This window comes from Pseudomonas sp. 58(2021), assembly GCF_017491585.1.
Lineage (GTDB): Bacteria > Pseudomonadota > Gammaproteobacteria > Pseudomonadales > Pseudomonadaceae > Aquipseudomonas > Aquipseudomonas fluorescens_BT.
Genome location: NZ_JAFGYZ010000030.1, coordinates 60,000 through 74,429, shown reverse-complemented (window position 1 = coordinate 74,429; position 14,430 = coordinate 60,000). Strand labels below are relative to the sequence as shown.

Below are 14,430 nucleotides of genomic sequence, written 5' to 3'. Positions count from 1 at the left end.
ACGCCCAGGGCGACGTCACCGAAGCGGTCGATCCCGACGGCCATGTCACCCATTACCACTACGACCCGCAGGGGCGGTTGCTGTCGATCCGTTATCCGGATTCGGGTCGGCATGTGTTCGTGTGGAACGACCTTGGGCAACTGGTCGAGGAAAGTCTGCCGGACGGCGGGGTTCGGAAGTTTTCCTACGATGCGCTGGGGCGGCGGATTAAAGCGCAGGACGAGCATGGTGCGATCACCCGCCATGCGTGGGACGCCGTTGGCCGGCTGATCCAGACCACCTCGCCGACCGGTGCCACCCGTGCCTGGTCCTACAGCGCCTACGGCCAGGTCACCGCCGAACGCGATGAACTGGGGCGCATCACCCGTTACGAATATGACGACGACCTGCACCTGGTCAGCCGGCGGATCAACCCCGACGGCACGCGGATTCAATACCGCTACGACCATGCGCAGCTGTTGCTGACGGAAATCGAGAACGAGTCGGGCGAAAAGTACCGACTGGACTACACGCCGACCGGACTGATCCGACAGGAAACCGGCTTCGATGGCCGACGCACCGCCTACGCCTACGACCGCAACGGCCACCTGCTGGAAAAGACCGAGTTCGGCGACGACGGCTCGACGCTGGTCACCACTTACCAGCGCGACAGCGCCGGGCGATTGCTGCTCAAGACCCTGCCGGACGGGGTCGAGGTCAGCTACCGCTATGACCGTTTGGGCCGTTTGGTCGGCGTGGATGACGGCCAGGATCACCCGCTGGCCTTCGAGTACGACCTGCAGGACCGCCTGGTGCGCGAGCATCAGGGCTGGGGCACCTTGCGTTACACCTACGACGCCTGCGGCCAGCTCACTCGCCTGCGTCTGCCGGACAACAGCAAGCTCGATTACCACTACGCCAAGGGCGGCGCGCTGACCGCGATCGACCTCAACGGCGCCTTGCTCACCCGCCACACCTGCCAGAACGGCCGCGAGCAGCAGCGCCAGCAAGGCCTGCTGCTCAGCGAATACTCCTACGACGAACAGGGCCGCTTAAGCGCCCACGCCGTAGGCCATCAACGCAGCGCGCTGTACCGCCGCGATTTTGCCTACAGCGCCAACGGCAACCTCGAACACATCGCCGACACCCGCCACGGCCAGCGCAGCTACCAGTACGACGCCCTCAACCGCTTGATCCGCGTACGCCACACCCGCGACGACCTGCCGGAAAACTTCGCCCACGACCCGGCCGGCAACCTGCTGATGCAGGACCGGCCGGGCCCGACCAGCATCAAGGGCAACCGCCTGCTGATGCAGGGCGACCGCCACTATGACTACGACGCCTTCGGCAACCTGATCCGCGAACGCCGCGGCCGCGCGCAACAACTCGTCACTGCATACCGCTACGACAGCCAGCACCGCCTGATCGGCCTGACCCGTCCCGACGGCACCACCGCCAGCTACCAGTACGACGCCTTCGGCCGGCGCATCCGCAAGAGCGTCGACGGCCAGACCACCGAGTTTTTCTGGCAAGGCGAGCACCTGATCGCCGAGAGCAGCCAGGAACAGCACCGCAGCTTCATCTACGAACCCGGCACCTTTCGTCCGCTGGCGATGCTCGACGGCAAAGGCCCGAAACGCGCCTGCCCGTTCTACTACCAGCTCGACCACCTCGGCACCCCGCAGGAGTTGACCGACTACAGCGGCGACATCGTCTGGTCAGCCAAATACAGCGCCTACGGCAAAGTCACCTCGCTGGAGCTCGCGGCCGAGGACTACCTGGACCAGCCGCTGCGCTTTCAGGGGCAGTACTTCGATGCGGAAAGCGGGCTGCATTACAACCGGCACCGGTATTACGACCCGGACGTGGGACGGTACCTGACGCCGGATCCGGTGAAGCTGGCGGGTGGGTTGAACCAGTACCGGTACGTGCCGAATCCGACGGGGTGGGTGGATCCGTTGGGGTTGACGTCCAATTGTCCGCCGCCGAATAAGCCGGGTTGTCCGGTGCCCGATGATGTCAGTGGTTCAAAGGTAAATAAAGGTGAACCACTACCCCCTACCATTTTTTTCGAGGTAGACCCGAAAACCTTGATACGAACGCATGCAATAGTAGGAAAAGGCTCAACTAAACGAGTAGAAAAGTTAAGACAAGACATGCGAACTGCTGGGTATGACAATGAGTTCCCCATCGACGTGGCAGAACACAACGGCAACCTCTATATTTTAGATGGCCACCATCGTGCAGCGGCTGCGCGGCAAACCTCAACCAACGTAACAATAAATTTAGTAAAAAATATAAAAGAGCATAAAGGAAATCTAAATACTATCGAAGAAGTCTTAGAATCAGCAGCTAACACTGGCCACGACAGATTGGAGCATCACAGAAGAAGATGAGAGAACAAGACAGTACCCTTGAAGATCTAATAACTGATTTTTTATACAAAGTAGATATCGGCACGAAGCTGCTGGAGGAAAATTTTGGCACGCGAAATATCTTGAGGTTATGGCGCTCCAATCAGATACAACGATGCGGAAAAATAACAGATACAGTGGAATACGAACTGCACGGTGTCGGGTGCGCTATCCACTTCCCTACAGAGTCTGTGGATTTCGACTACGGATCAAACAATAGAATCGATGGCTTTGATATTTGGCGCCTCTACATTTACGCCAGTGACAGACCTTTGAAATACAAAAAATACTGCGACAAAAACGAACTAAAAAAAGAATTCAACGAGTATTTGGCGTTAAATAAGATAGAAAAAATGTCTGCTTCGGATAACCTGTACATCCTCAGAAAACCAGAATGATTAGGTCCAGGTGTGAAGTGCCGATACTCACACCCCGGGCTTGCCCAGCAATCACTCATCATCATCAAAATCCTCATACTCAAGCTCCTCCCCCTCACCCTCCCAAAGCGGAACCGTCGCATCATCCATCAACGACCCCGGATCTTCATTCCCCGGATCGTTGATAAACGGCAACCCGCTCGGACCTTTTTCTTCCTTGCCTTCGGTTTCGGGAGTCATGGCGCACCTCGTGAATATCAGTCGTGTAAACGTTCGAAAAGTATGGTCGCGAATCGTTCCTGCGCATGACACACAGGCAAGAAAAACCCGGCATAAAGCCGGGTTTCCGTAGAACCGATCACTCAATGATGACGGTTCTTGTGTTTGTACTTGTGCTTGTGGCCGCCCCCAGAGTGAGATCTACCACCATCGTCACCGAGGTTGTTGCCGACCGCCCCACCCGCCGCGCCACCCAATCCTGCGCCGATGGCCGAACCGGTGGAGCCGCCGAGGCTGTTGCCGATCACTGAACCGCCAGCGGCACCGAGGCCGCCGCCAATGGCAGCTTCCGTGCGATTGTGCTTGTTCGCTCCGACGGCACTGCCAGCCGCACCACCCACGCCGGCACCAACCGCAGCACCCGTGCTGCCACCAAGCTGTCCGCCGACAACATTACCCAGCACACCGCCCAGACCACCACCGACCGCCGCGGAACCATCGCCGGCAGCCATGGCGCCTTGCGCCACAAGCAATCCTAAAACCAATGCAGTTAAAGTCGATCGCATACAGACCTCGCAGGTCCCGGATCGGGACGGTATGCCCGGAGAGGGGCTATATGCAATTGGAGGTGTATTTCGGAAAAACGTTCAGCAACGAAAAGGCCCGGCATAAAGCCGGGCCTTTTCAGACATGCATTCGCGATCAGTGACGCTTGTGGCCCTTGGAGAGGTTGCTGCCCACTGCGCCGCCAGCTGCGCCACCCAGGCCGGCGCCGATGGTCGCGCCGTTCTTGCCACCCAGGCTGTTGCCGATGATCGAACCGCCCGCCGCGCCAACACCGCCGCCAATGGCCGCTTTGGTGCGGGCGCCTTTCTTCGCTGCCAAGGCACCGCCGGCCGCACCTGCTACACCGGCACCAATGGCCGCGCCTGTGCTGCCGCCCATTTTCTGGCCGACCACATTACCCAGCGCGCCACCCAGACCGCCACCCAGTGCGGCGGTACCATCACCAGCCATTGCACCTTGAGCAACCAGAAGCCCCAGAACCAGAGCAGGCAGAGTTAAACGCATGTCGAAAACCTCAACAAAAGGAAGAAAAAAGGGCGCAGATTGAATGCTGTTGTCGCGGCAATGTCCAGCACCGCCGCGCACTTGGCGCCGATTGGACAGCAATTTTTAAAAAGGTTTTATGGCAGGCAAAAAAAAGCCCGCTGGGGAGACGGGCTGGAGACTTGCTTTCTAACGGATGGCTTCACCCTACGTAGAAGGGTGTGAAAAGTTTGTGAAAGAAGCCAAATGAATCAGCAATTTCTGTAGGGCATATCTCTCGAATCAGCGATAAAAAACCCCGCTCGATGGCGGGGTACTGTGGCATCCGGATTACTTCCTGGAACGTGCCGTCACCTTGGGCAGAAATTTGGCTTTAGGCCCCTTGGGTGCTGTCGACTTGATCTTGCCGGTCTGCACCGGATCTTCTCCGAAGCCCGCCTGATACTCAGTTTGGCCACAGCGTACGCAATTGTTGAATGGAAACTCAGCCCCGTCGTCTTCGATGTACGGATCAGTCATCTCTTCACCCCTTTCAAAAGCGGGTCGATACCGGCAAGACCCTTTTGCCTGGAAAAATATCGACCTCCAAGGCTTTTGAGACTAGCCGGTCATTCCTGGACTTGTGATTCATATCGTCCGACGCCCGACGAATGGCCTACACAAAAACTCAGCGCGATGATGAACCATTGGTCCCACACAGCTAAAGATTCTCGGCGACTGGCCGTTGCCCTTTTTCCTACGCAATGAATCTCAAGGAGAGAACATGGAAATCAAAGGATTCCCACCGATGCCTGTTGTAAAGCTCACGGACGAGCAGATCGCCGCCGGTAAAGCCGGAGCGGAAAAATTCAAGGAGAAGCTTGCCTCAGGTGAAATCGTCATCAAGCCACTGGACGGACCCAGTCCAGTGCAACCTGGCAAACCTGGCGTGATCTACCACCCAGACCCGGTCCAGCCGGGCGGTACGCCAATGGTTGCAATCGATACGCCCCTGACCTACGACGCCAAAGGCACTGTCGTACTCAAACCACAGGGCTGATTCAAGGCAAGGAGCCCATTGCGTTGAATGGGCTCACAAATCTGTTAACCGCGGCTCAGCGCAACTTGACCGCCGTGCCCGTCGCGAACACCACAACCATGCCGCCCTTCCCCGCAGGCATGCTGATCTCGAAATCCACCCCGACCACCGCATCCGCCTGCAACGCCCGTGCACGCTCCTTGATCTCGTCAGTCGCCTGCATACGCGCCTCCTTCAACGCCCGCTCCAGCGTCTGCGAACGCCCACCGAAAAAGTCCCGCATCCCGGCGAACATATCGCGAATCACATTCACGCCCTGCACCGACTCGGCACTGACGATGTCCAGATAGGCCGTAATCTGCCGGCCTTCGATGGAGTGGGTGGTGGAAATGATCATTGAGGTCGTCCTTTTACATGCCGGATAAAACCGCGATTGTACTGCCCCGGCAAAATGAAGCCGACCCCCAGCTCTGTGACCAAAAAATCCGGACACCAGAATGCACAAAACCCCTGATTTCTTTCGAAACCAGGGGTTTTGTTTACATCGAATTTGGCGGTGAAGGAGAGATTCGAACTCTCGATACAGTTTCCTGTATACACACTTTCCAGGCGTGCTCCTTAAGCCACTCGGACACTTCACCGTATCTCTTCAAACATGTTCTGTCTGTCGAGGCGCGCTAATGTAGTCGAAAGCTTTTCTGATGGCAAACTTTTTTTCAGAATTTTCATGCGGTTAAGAGAAAAAGTCGTTTCCGCCATCGATAGGCCATGGCGATCCGGCCAATCTCGGGTGAGCGCGGCCCTTCTATATAGGCACGCAGGCGTTTGCCGTGAGGCACGTTGCGGTGTATCAGCCGCTCCAGGGTGACCGGCGGGTCAGTCACAGTGCTTTACCTGACCGGCGACGGTGGGTAACGTCTGCCCATCTTTCTTATAAGGAATTGCGCCATGAGCGACCTGATTGCCTACCACCTCGAAGACGGTATCGCGACCCTGACCCTGAGCAACGGCAAGGTCAACGCCATTTCCCCGGATGTGATCGCAGCCTTCAACGCGGCGCTGGATCAGGCGGTGGCGGATCGCGCAATCGTGATCATTACCGGCCAGCCGGGCATTCTCTCCGGCGGCTACGATTTGAAGGTGATGACCGCCGGCCCTAAAGAAGCCGTGTCGCTGGTAACCGCCGGTTCGACCCTCGCCCGTCGTCTGCTGTCGCACCCGTTCCCGGTGATCGTTGCCTGCCCGGGTCATGCCGTGGCCAAGGGTGCGTTCATTCTGTTGTCCGCCGATTACAGGATCGGTGTCGACGGCCCATTCAGCATTGGTCTGAACGAAGTGCAGATCGGCATGACCATGCACCACGCCGGCATCGAGCTGGCCCGCGATCGCCTGCGTCGCTCGGCCTTCCATCGCTCGGTGATCAACGGCGAGATGTTCGATCCGCAAAGTGCTGTGGATGCTGGTTTCCTCGATAAAGTAGTTTCGGCCGAAGAGCTGCAAGGTGCCGCCCTCGCCGCTGCGCGTCAGTTGAAGAAGATCAACATGACTGCGCACAAGAACACCAAGCTCAAGGTGCGCAAGGCGCTGCTGGAAACACTGGATAACGCGATCATTCAGGATCAGGAACACTTGGGCTGAGCCCCTTCGCTCCTTTCAAAGAAAAGCCCGACCATCGTGTCGGGCTTTTTCTTACGTGCATCGTTTAAAACTCCCCGGCAGCTCTAGGACGCATCTGATCGCTAAATTGGAAACATGCGCTTAAACATCGCCCATCTCCTGACTCTATAGCGGCAATTGCCGAAAACAGTGCACATCCGTACACTGCGCCACCTTTTGTTCCGGTGGGCCTGAAAATGCTGTTTGTGTTTCGTATGTTATTGATGGGTCTGCACTTTATTCTTGCGGGTGTACTCGGAGTGATTCTCGGACTGTGCCGGCCATTCAATCCGGATAACAGTCGTCTGTGCGCCCGTCTCTATGCCCTGCCGGCCATGTGCATCCTGCGCCTGCGAGTGAAGGCAGACGTCGGACAGCTGATGAACAAGCCCGGCAGTTGCGTGATCATCGCCAACCATCAGTCCAACTATGACCTGTTCGTGTTCGGCAACGTAGTGCCGCGGCGGACCGTGTGCATCGGCAAAAAAAGCCTGAAATGGGTGCCGCTGTTCGGGCAACTGTTCTGGCTGGCCGGCAATGTGTTGATTGATCGCGGTAACGCGCGCAAGGCACGTCAGTCGATGCTGACCACCACCGACACCTTGCAGCATAAAGACACCTCGATCTGGGTATTCCCGGAAGGCACGCGCAACCTGGGCGAAGAACTGCTGCCATTCAAGAAAGGTGCATTCCAGATGGCCATCGCTGCTGGCGTGCCGATCGTCCCGGTGTGTGTCAGCAGCTACATCAAGCACATGCGTCTGAAACGCTGGCGCAGCGGGAAAATTCTCATACGCTCGCTGCCGGCGATTCCTACCGCCGGCCTGACCATGGACGACATGCCCATGCTCATCAGCCAGTGCCGCGAACAGATGCGCGAATGCATCGAAGCGATGGATCGACAACTGCAAGCTGCGTGAAAAAGAAACCCGCCCTGTGCGGGTTTTCTTTTGCCCGGTGAACTGTGCAGATTTCACTGACTCTCAAGCAGCGACACGGCTAAGCTGAAGCCATGCCTCCCCTGCCATCTGCCAAGAAGAAGTGAACCACCACCATGGGTCGAGTTGTTGCTGCTGCGGTTTACAGCGCCGGTAAGAAAGTCACCAATATTTCCCTCGATGAAGGCGCCGCCTGGGCCGCCAAGACCGGGCACTTCGTCTGGATCGGCCTCGAAGAGCCGAACGCCCAGGAGCTGACCAACCTGCAACGCCAGTTCAACCTGCACGAACTGGCCATCGAGGATGCTCTGGAGAAACACAGTCGTCCGAAGCTGGAAACCTTTGGCGACGCCTTGTTTATCGTCACTTACTCACCCGTGCGCCAGCACGGGATTTTGCAGTTCATCGAAACTCATATCTTCGCCGGCAAGGGCTACATCATCACTGCGCGCAATGGTCATTCGGCTTCCTACGCCCATGTCCGTCAACGCTGTGAGGCGCGGCCGCTGCTGCTGGAACACGGGGAAGATTTCGTACTGTATGCGCTGCTGGATTTCGTCATCGAAAACTACCAGCCGGTGGGCGAAGCAATCCACGCCGAGATCGATGAACTGGAACGCAATGTGTTGTGCAGCGCGCTGAATGAGCACGATATCCAGAAACTTCATGGCCTGCGCCGCGACGTACTGCGCTTGCGTCGATACGCAGCACCGATGGTGGAAATCGGCGAGGAATTGCAAAAACTGAGCTTCCCCTTCATCGACAAGAACATGCGCCCTTACTTTCGCGATGTGCAGATCCATGTCACACGGCAAATGGAAGACCTGACCACCCTGGCCGACATTGCGAGCCAGACCATCGAGGTCGGTGTATTGCTGGAAGCGTCACGGCAAAGCGTGGTGCAACGCAAGTTCGCGGCATGGGCGGCGATTCTGGCCTTCCCGACAGCGGTGGCCGGGATCTACGGGATGAATTTTCAGAACATGCCGGAGCTGAGCTGGCACTACGGCTATTTCGCCGTGCTGGGCTTTATCACGGTGGGCTGCGTGGGGCTGTGGGCGAGCTTCAAGAAATCAGGCTGGCTGTAAGAAAAAAAGCCCCCGTGCAGGACACGGGGGCTTTTGGGTTCAAGCAGCGTTTGGCTTGTGCGCCACGAAACGCATCATCCATTCCGCCACCGTGGTGCCGTGGTGATCGTTCTCAAGGCTGGCCACGCCCTTGCTGTACACCTGCTCGCCCAGCGCTTCCTGACGCAGATCCAGCAGCGCCCGCGAATAGTCGTGGATGAACTCCGGATGCCCCTGGAAGCACAGTACCTGATCGTTGATGTGGTACGCGGCGAACGGGCAGAAATCGCTGGAAGCAATCACCGTGGCGTTCTCCGGCAGCGCCGTGACCTGATCCTGGTGGCTGATCAACAGCGTCAGCTCTTCGCGCACCGGGCTCATCCACGGCGCCTTGGCCGCCAGCTTATAGTTGTGGATTCCGACGCCCCACCCCTGCGCAGCACGCTCGCTCTTGCCGCCCAGCAGCAGCGCCAGCAGTTGATGGCCGAAGCACACGCCGAGCAATTTGTCGCCGCGCTCATAGCGGGTCAGCAAGTATTGCTTGAGGGTCTGGATCCACGGGTCAGTGCCGAACGAGTCAGCCTTGCTGCCGGTGACCAGGTACGCATCGAAGGTCAGGTCATCACTCGGATAGTCGCCCTTCATCACGTTGTACACCGTGAACTCGGCGGCGATCGGCTGTTGCGAGAACAGGCGCTGGAACATCTGCCCGTAACCCTGATATTGATCGACCAGTTCCGGACGCAGGATGTCGGTTTCCAGAATGCAGATGCGTAACGACATAAAAAATACCTGACACGTGATGGGAATAATGCACAGCTCAGAGCCTGCCTTGAAACCACCCGGCAAGGCAAGCCCCGAAATGCGTCCCCGCCCCGTTAGAACAACTCGCCCTTCGCAGCTTTTTCCAGCAACAAGGCTGGCGGTGCGAAACGCTCGCCGTACTGCTCCGCCAGGTACTGCGCCCGCGCGACGAAATCCTTCACGCCATATTGATTGATGAACTGCAACGCGCCGCCCGTCCAGGCCGCGAAGCCGATGCCGAAGATCGAACCGACGTTGGCATCCGCCGTCGAAGTCAGCACGCCCTCCTCTACGCAACGCACGGTCTCGATGGCCTGCACGAACAGCAGTCGATCACGCACATCCTTGGGCGAAATCTGCCCGTCGGCTTTCTCGAAACGGGCTTTCAGTTCGGGCCACAGATGTTTCTGCCCACCCGCCGGGTACTCATAAAAACCGCCGCCCGCTGCCTTGCCCGGCCGCTTGTATTCGTTGAGCAGCAAGTCAATCACGGCGAACGCCGGGTGCTCAATCAGCGGTTTCCCTTCTGCTTGCAGGTCTTTGGCCGTTTGTTGACGGATATGGCTCATCAGGCTGAGGGAAACTTCGTCAGAGATCGCCAGCGGCCCGATGGGCATGCCGGCCTTGCGCGCTTCGGTCTCGATCATCGGCGCGCTGACGCCTTCACCGAGCATGGCGATGCCTTCGTTGGTGAAAGTGCCGAACACCCGCGAGGTAAAGAAGCCGCGACTGTCATTGACCACAATCGGCGTTTTCTTGATTTGCAGTACGAAATCGAACCCGCGTGCGAGGGTTTCGTCGCTGGTTTGCGCACCCTTGATGATTTCCACCAGTGGCATTTTTTCCACCGGGCTGAAGAAGTGCAGGCCGATGAACTTGCTCTGATCCGGCACCGCAGCCGCCAGCCCGGTGATGGGCAAGGTCGAAGTATTGGAGGCAATCACCGCGTCGGCGCCAGCCACTTTCTGCGCCGCCGCCGAGACTTTGGCCTTGAGTTGACGATCCTCGAACACCGCCTCGATGATCAGATCGCAACCCGCCAGATCGGCATCGCTTTCGGTCGGGTGGATACGCGCCAGCACCGCTTCACGCTGCTCCGAGGACATTTGCCCGCGAGCAACTTTCTTGTCCAGCAGTGCCGCCGAATGCGCCTTGCCCTTTTGCGCGGCGGCAAGGTTGATGTCCTTGAGCACCACGTCGATCCCGGCCACAGCGCTGACATAGGCGATTCCCGCCCCCATCATCCCGGCGCCGAGCACGCCCACACGCTTCGTCGCATAAGGTGCAAAACCCTGCGGACGCGAACCGCCGGCATTGATTTCATTGAGCTGGAACCAGAACGTGCCGATGAGGTTTTTCGAGATCTGGCCGGTGGTCAACTCAGTGAAGTAACGGGTTTCGATCAGGTGCGCGGTGTCGAAATCCACCTGCGCGCCCTCCACCGCCGCGCACAAAATCTTCTCCGGTGCCGGAAGAGTGCCTTGGGTTTTGGCGCGCAGGATCGACGGCGCAATCGCCAGCATCTGTGCAACCTTCGGGTTTGACGGCGTGCCGCCGGGAATCTGATAACCCTTCACATCCCAACGCTGCACGGCCGCAGGATTGGCCAGGATCCAGGCCCGGGCCTTGGCCAGCAGCTCATCGCGATCCGCTGCCAGCTCATCAATCAGCCCCGCCTGCAACGCCTGCTGCGGACGGACTTTCTTGCCTTCGAGCAGATATGGCAGGGCTTTTTCGATGCCGAGCATACGCACCATGCGCACCACTCCACCGCCGCCCGGCAACAGGCCAAGGGTCACTTCCGGCAGACCGAGTTGCACCGACGCATCGTCCAGCGCCACTCGATGGTGGCAGGCCAGGCAGATTTCCCAGCCGCCACCGAGCGCCGCGCCGTTGATCGCCGCGACCACCGGTTTGCCGAGGGTTTCCAGGGTGCGCAACTGGCTCTTCAGGGTCAGCACCATGTCGTAGAAAGCCTTGGCTTCAGGCTTGCCGACCTTGATCAGTTCATTCAGGTCGCCGCCGGCGAAAAAGGTTTTCTTGGCCGAAGTGATGATCACCCCGGCGATGTCATCTTTTTCCGCCTGCAAACGGGCGACGCTTTCAGCCATGGCCGCGCGGTACACCGCGTTCATGGTGTTGGCGCTCTGGCCTGGCATGTCGATGGTCAAGAGGACGATGCCGTCCTGACCTTTTTCGTAACGAATGGCTTGGGTCATGACAAGGTTCCTTGAGGTCAGAGGCGTTCGATGATGGTCGCGATGCCCATGCCGCCGCCGACGCACAGCGTCGCGAGGCCATAGCGCAGGCGCCGGGCTTCCAGTTCATCGAGCAAGGTGCCAAGAATCGCGCAACCGGTGGCGCCCAGCGGATGGCCCATCGCAATCGAGCCGCCGTTGACGTTGACCTTGTCCGGGTCGACGGCCATGTCCTTGATGAATTTGAGTACCACCGAGGCAAACGCCTCGTTGACCTCGAACAGATCAATGTCTTCGACCCGCAGCCCGGCTTTGGCCAGCGCCTTGCGAGTGGCTGGCGCCGGGCCGGTGAGCATGATGGTCGGGTCGGTGCTGGTGACCGCCGTGGCGACAATCCGCGCCCGGGGTTGCAGGCCCAGTGCCCGGCCCTTGGCCTCGGAGCCGATCAACATCAACGCCGCACCGTCGACGATCCCCGAACTGTTGCCCGGCGTGTGCACATGGTTGATTCGCTCGACATGGCTGTAGACGCGTAGCGCCGTGGCATCGAAGCCCATCTGGCCGATCATCTCGAAGCTCGGCTTGAGTTTGCCCAGACCTTCGAGGGTCGACTCGGCGCGAATGAACTCATCGTGATCGAGCAGGATGATGCCGTTCTGGTCCTGCACCGGTACCAACGACTTGTTGAACGATCCGTCGGCCCGGGCGCGCGCCGCTTTCTGTTGCGAGTGCAGCGCGTAGGCATCGACGTCCTGACGACTGAAGCCTTCAAGGGTGGCGATCAGGTCGGCACCGACACCTTGAGGGGTGAAATGGCTGTGCAGGTTGGTCTGCGGATCCAGCGCCCAGGCGCCGCCGTCGCTGCCCATCGGCACGCGGGACATGGATTCGACGCCGCCGACCACCACCAGGTCTTCGAACCCGGAGCGCACTTTCATTGCCCCCAGGTTTACCGCTTCCAGGCCCGAGGCGCAGAACCGGTTGATCTGCACGCCAGCGACACTGACGTCCCAATCGGCCACCTGCACGGCGGTCTTGGCGATGTCCGAACCTTGATCGCCAATCGGCGTGACACAGCCGAGCACCACGTCATCGACCTGGCTGGTGTCCAGCGCCGTGCGCGCCTGCAACGCGGTCAGCAGCCCGGCCACCAGGTTCACCGGTTTGACGCTGTGCAGCGAACCGTCGGTCTTGCCCCTGCCACGGGGCGTGCGTAACGCGTCGAAAATCAAAGCTTGGGTCATGACGTTCTCGAACCTGTGCGGTGAGTGAAATTCGTGCCTCCACTCTTGGCCGGGGGGCTTTCGGAATCAATGACCACAGCGCTCAATGACGTTGACGCGCACGCTCAGACGGACGGTCATTCCCGGCCAGGTTAACCGGTTCAGGTCGCCAAGCTGTCTAGCAAAAGGGCGGCAAAGAAGCTGGCAATGGGCCTCATGCCTTTTTAATCGCGTTCAGCAGCAAATACATATGAAATGGATCTAAGCCCAGCGTGACGCGGGCCCTAAGGTGAACATGTACGTCGTTGTCGTCGGGTTTTGCCGAGGCAGGCGTTCTTCAACAGGAAGTGCAGCGCTTGCCATCATGGACATGCAGGCAGGCATCAGGAAATAACAATAAAGGCGGTCAAGCCATGTTCAAACAACCGAAAGTTCGTCAAGCAGGGCTCATTCTTTTCGCCACGACGCTGCTGTTGATATTGCCGAATCTGACCAAGGTCATCGGCTGATTCAAGCGGCAGGTATTGCGTATCGCCACTGAAAATGTGACTGGCCCGCTACCCGGGCCAGCGTGGCTGTGCCAACCTTTACGCACTTCCACGACATGGACGGCGATCAATTGAAAACGCTCATTCTCTTTGGGGCCATGCTGCTGAGCCTGCCCCTGTCTGCCGCACAGCTGAATCTGGAGCTGGGCGCGAACAGCCGCACCTGGCAGACCGAGGAATTGCTCAAGCATCCTCAGGTACAAACCCTCACGATCAAGAATGATGTGTCCTACAAGAAGGACATGACCTATCGCGCCGTACCCGTGGCCGCATTGCTGACCGGGATCAAACCGCAAGATCACCTGCAGGCGGTGGCACTGGACGGTTTCGCTGCCGAGCTGGCCGCTGCACCGCTGCTCAACACCAAAGGTTCCCGCGCCTGGCTGGCCATCGAAGACCCGGCCCACCCATGGCCGCCGCTGTCGGAAGGCAAGCACAGCGCCGGCCCGTTCTATCTGGTGTGGACCGATCCCCAGGCCGGCAATATCAGCCCGGAACAATGGCCGTTCGAAGTCGCGACCATCAAGCGTATGGCGCCGGTGGCCGAGCGTTTCCCTGCCCTGCTGCCGGATCCTGCGTTGAAGGCCGACGACCCGGTGAATCAGGGGTTTGCGCTGTTCCAGAAGAACTGCCTGGCCTGCCATCGCCTGAATGGCGCGGGCGATGCGCAGTTCGGGCCTGACCTGAATATTCCCTACAACCCGACCGAGTATTTCGGCGCGGACTTCCTCAAGCGCTACATCCGCGATCCGCAGAGTTTGCGCCAGTGGCCGCAGGCGAAAATGCCGGGGTTTTCCGCCGAGGTGTTGCCGGATGCGGATCTGCAGAAACTGATCGGGTATTTGCAGCACATGGCCGGGCGCAAGGTTAAGCCTTGATGCCTTCCTTGTGGGAGCGAGCCTGCTCGCGATGCGGTGTCTCAGTCATGCACGTGCCGGC

General features: G+C 58.9%; 15 protein-coding genes and 1 tRNA gene. 7 read left to right on the top strand and 9 right to left on the bottom strand.

All coding sequences use genetic code 11. The features are described from left to right. Both J5M72_RS26350 and J5M72_RS26345 read left to right on the top strand, forming a co-directional pair. Positions 1–2,375, top strand: a 2,375-nt coding sequence (locus J5M72_RS26350) for an RHS repeat-associated core domain-containing protein (protein WP_207867755.1), incomplete at its 5' end; no start/stop codon positions are given. Beyond that, positions 2,372–2,791 carry a hypothetical protein gene (locus tag J5M72_RS26345; RefSeq protein WP_207867754.1) on the top strand — a complete coding sequence of 140 codons (420 nt, stop codon included), beginning with the start codon at positions 2,372–2,374 and terminating at the stop codon, positions 2,789–2,791. The genes J5M72_RS26350 and J5M72_RS26345, both read left to right, overlap by 4 nt. 51 nt (positions 2,792–2,842) lie before the next feature. Here J5M72_RS26345 and J5M72_RS26340 read toward each other — a convergent pair whose 3' ends face one another. From J5M72_RS26340 to J5M72_RS26325, 4 genes are all read right to left on the bottom strand, one after another. Then, on the bottom strand, positions 2,843–3,010 hold the full coding sequence (locus J5M72_RS26340) for a hypothetical protein (RefSeq protein WP_167443766.1): 168 nt from the start codon (positions 3,008–3,010) through the stop codon (positions 2,843–2,845). Positions 3,011–3,132: 122 nt separating this feature from the next. Next, the gene (locus J5M72_RS26335; RefSeq protein ID WP_169429542.1) at positions 3,133–3,555 is read right to left on the bottom strand and encodes a YMGG-like glycine zipper-containing protein; all 423 of its coding nucleotides are present in this window, start codon (positions 3,553–3,555) and stop codon (positions 3,133–3,135) included. A 136-nt stretch (positions 3,556–3,691) separates the two neighbouring features. Next, a complete protein-coding gene (locus J5M72_RS26330) occupies positions 3,692–4,060 on the bottom strand; it encodes a bacteriocin (protein ID WP_065258038.1) in 369 nt (122 codons plus the stop codon). A 309-nt stretch (positions 4,061–4,369) separates the two neighbouring features. Further along, positions 4,370–4,558 carry a hypothetical protein gene (locus tag J5M72_RS26325; RefSeq protein ID WP_085690513.1) on the bottom strand — a complete coding sequence of 63 codons (189 nt, stop codon included), beginning with the start codon at positions 4,556–4,558 and terminating at the stop codon, positions 4,370–4,372. 244 nt (positions 4,559–4,802) lie between these two features. On the opposite strand from J5M72_RS26325, the gene J5M72_RS26320 reads away from it, so the two are divergent. After that, positions 4,803–5,078, top strand: a complete 276-nt coding sequence (locus J5M72_RS26320) for a hypothetical protein (RefSeq protein WP_207867753.1) — start codon at positions 4,803–4,805, stop codon at positions 5,076–5,078. Between the two features lie 55 nt (positions 5,079–5,133). On the opposite strand, the gene J5M72_RS26315 is transcribed toward J5M72_RS26320, so the two are convergent. Both J5M72_RS26315 and J5M72_RS26310 read right to left on the bottom strand, forming a co-directional pair. Then, entirely contained in the window at positions 5,134–5,454 is a 321-nt protein-coding gene (locus J5M72_RS26315) for a YbjQ family protein (protein ID WP_207867752.1), read from the bottom strand. A gap of 154 nt (positions 5,455–5,608) precedes the next feature. Continuing rightward, a tRNA-Ser gene (locus J5M72_RS26310) sits at positions 5,609–5,698 on the bottom strand. Between the two features lie 307 nt (positions 5,699–6,005). Here J5M72_RS26310 and J5M72_RS26305 point away from each other — a divergent pair. The 3 genes from J5M72_RS26305 (at position 6,006) to J5M72_RS26295 (ending at position 8,739) form a co-directional block, all read left to right on the top strand. Beyond that, entirely contained in the window at positions 6,006–6,695 is a 690-nt protein-coding gene (locus J5M72_RS26305) for a crotonase/enoyl-CoA hydratase family protein (protein WP_085732367.1), read from the top strand. A gap of 215 nt (positions 6,696–6,910) precedes the next feature. Next, positions 6,911–7,633 carry a 1-acylglycerol-3-phosphate O-acyltransferase gene (locus J5M72_RS26300; RefSeq protein WP_207867751.1) on the top strand — a complete coding sequence of 241 codons (723 nt, stop codon included), beginning with the start codon at positions 6,911–6,913 and terminating at the stop codon, positions 7,631–7,633. 134 nt (positions 7,634–7,767) lie between these two features. Continuing rightward, a complete protein-coding gene (locus J5M72_RS26295) occupies positions 7,768–8,739 on the top strand; it encodes a magnesium and cobalt transport protein CorA (protein WP_207867750.1) in 972 nt (323 codons plus the stop codon). A 39-nt stretch (positions 8,740–8,778) separates the two neighbouring features. On the opposite strand, the gene J5M72_RS26290 is transcribed toward J5M72_RS26295, so the two are convergent. The 3 genes from J5M72_RS26290 to J5M72_RS26280 form a co-directional block, all read right to left on the bottom strand. Next, positions 8,779–9,501, bottom strand: a complete 723-nt coding sequence (locus J5M72_RS26290; RefSeq protein ID WP_207867749.1) for an amidotransferase — start codon at positions 9,499–9,501, stop codon at positions 8,779–8,781. 95 nt (positions 9,502–9,596) lie between these two features. Next, on the bottom strand, positions 9,597–11,741 hold the full coding sequence (locus J5M72_RS26285) for a 3-hydroxyacyl-CoA dehydrogenase NAD-binding domain-containing protein (protein WP_207867748.1): 2,145 nt from the start codon (positions 11,739–11,741) through the stop codon (positions 9,597–9,599). 17 nt (positions 11,742–11,758) lie between these two features. Next, positions 11,759–12,964, bottom strand: coding sequence for an acetyl-CoA C-acetyltransferase (locus tag J5M72_RS26280; protein WP_169429535.1), 1,206 nt, complete (start codon positions 12,962–12,964; stop codon positions 11,759–11,761). Between the two features lie 583 nt (positions 12,965–13,547). On the opposite strand from J5M72_RS26280, the gene J5M72_RS26275 reads away from it, so the two are divergent. Then, positions 13,548–14,369 (top strand): cytochrome c, encoded by an 822-nt coding sequence (locus tag J5M72_RS26275; RefSeq protein WP_207867757.1) that lies wholly within the window; start codon positions 13,548–13,550, stop codon positions 14,367–14,369. Positions 14,370–14,430 lie beyond the last annotated feature (61 nt).

Excerpts from the sequence above, each read along its gene's own strand:
- J5M72_RS26345 (WP_207867754.1), top strand. The coding sequence starts at position 2,372 with ATGAGAGAACAAGACAGTACCCTTGAAGATCTAATAACTGATTTTTTA.
- J5M72_RS26340 (WP_167443766.1), bottom strand. The coding sequence starts at position 3,010 with ATGACTCCCGAAACCGAAGGCAAGGAAGAAAAAGGTCCGAGCGGGTTG.
- J5M72_RS26335 (WP_169429542.1), bottom strand. The coding sequence starts at position 3,555 with ATGCGATCGACTTTAACTGCATTGGTTTTAGGATTGCTTGTGGCGCAA.
- J5M72_RS26330 (WP_065258038.1), bottom strand. The coding sequence starts at position 4,060 with ATGCGTTTAACTCTGCCTGCTCTGGTTCTGGGGCTTCTGGTTGCTCAA.
- J5M72_RS26325 (WP_085690513.1), bottom strand. The coding sequence starts at position 4,558 with ATGACTGATCCGTACATCGAAGACGACGGGGCTGAGTTTCCATTCAAC.
- J5M72_RS26320 (WP_207867753.1), top strand. The coding sequence starts at position 4,803 with ATGGAAATCAAAGGATTCCCACCGATGCCTGTTGTAAAGCTCACGGAC.
- J5M72_RS26315 (WP_207867752.1), bottom strand. The coding sequence starts at position 5,454 with ATGATCATTTCCACCACCCACTCCATCGAAGGCCGGCAGATTACGGCC.
- J5M72_RS26305 (WP_085732367.1), top strand. The coding sequence starts at position 6,006 with ATGAGCGACCTGATTGCCTACCACCTCGAAGACGGTATCGCGACCCTG.
- J5M72_RS26300 (WP_207867751.1), top strand. The coding sequence starts at position 6,911 with ATGCTGTTTGTGTTTCGTATGTTATTGATGGGTCTGCACTTTATTCTT.
- J5M72_RS26295 (WP_207867750.1), top strand. The coding sequence starts at position 7,768 with ATGGGTCGAGTTGTTGCTGCTGCGGTTTACAGCGCCGGTAAGAAAGTC.
- J5M72_RS26290 (WP_207867749.1), bottom strand. The coding sequence starts at position 9,501 with ATGTCGTTACGCATCTGCATTCTGGAAACCGACATCCTGCGTCCGGAA.
- J5M72_RS26285 (WP_207867748.1), bottom strand. The coding sequence starts at position 11,741 with ATGACCCAAGCCATTCGTTACGAAAAAGGTCAGGACGGCATCGTCCTC.
- J5M72_RS26280 (WP_169429535.1), bottom strand. The coding sequence starts at position 12,964 with ATGACCCAAGCTTTGATTTTCGACGCGTTACGCACGCCCCGTGGCAGG.
- J5M72_RS26275 (WP_207867757.1), top strand. The coding sequence starts at position 13,548 with ATGGACGGCGATCAATTGAAAACGCTCATTCTCTTTGGGGCCATGCTG.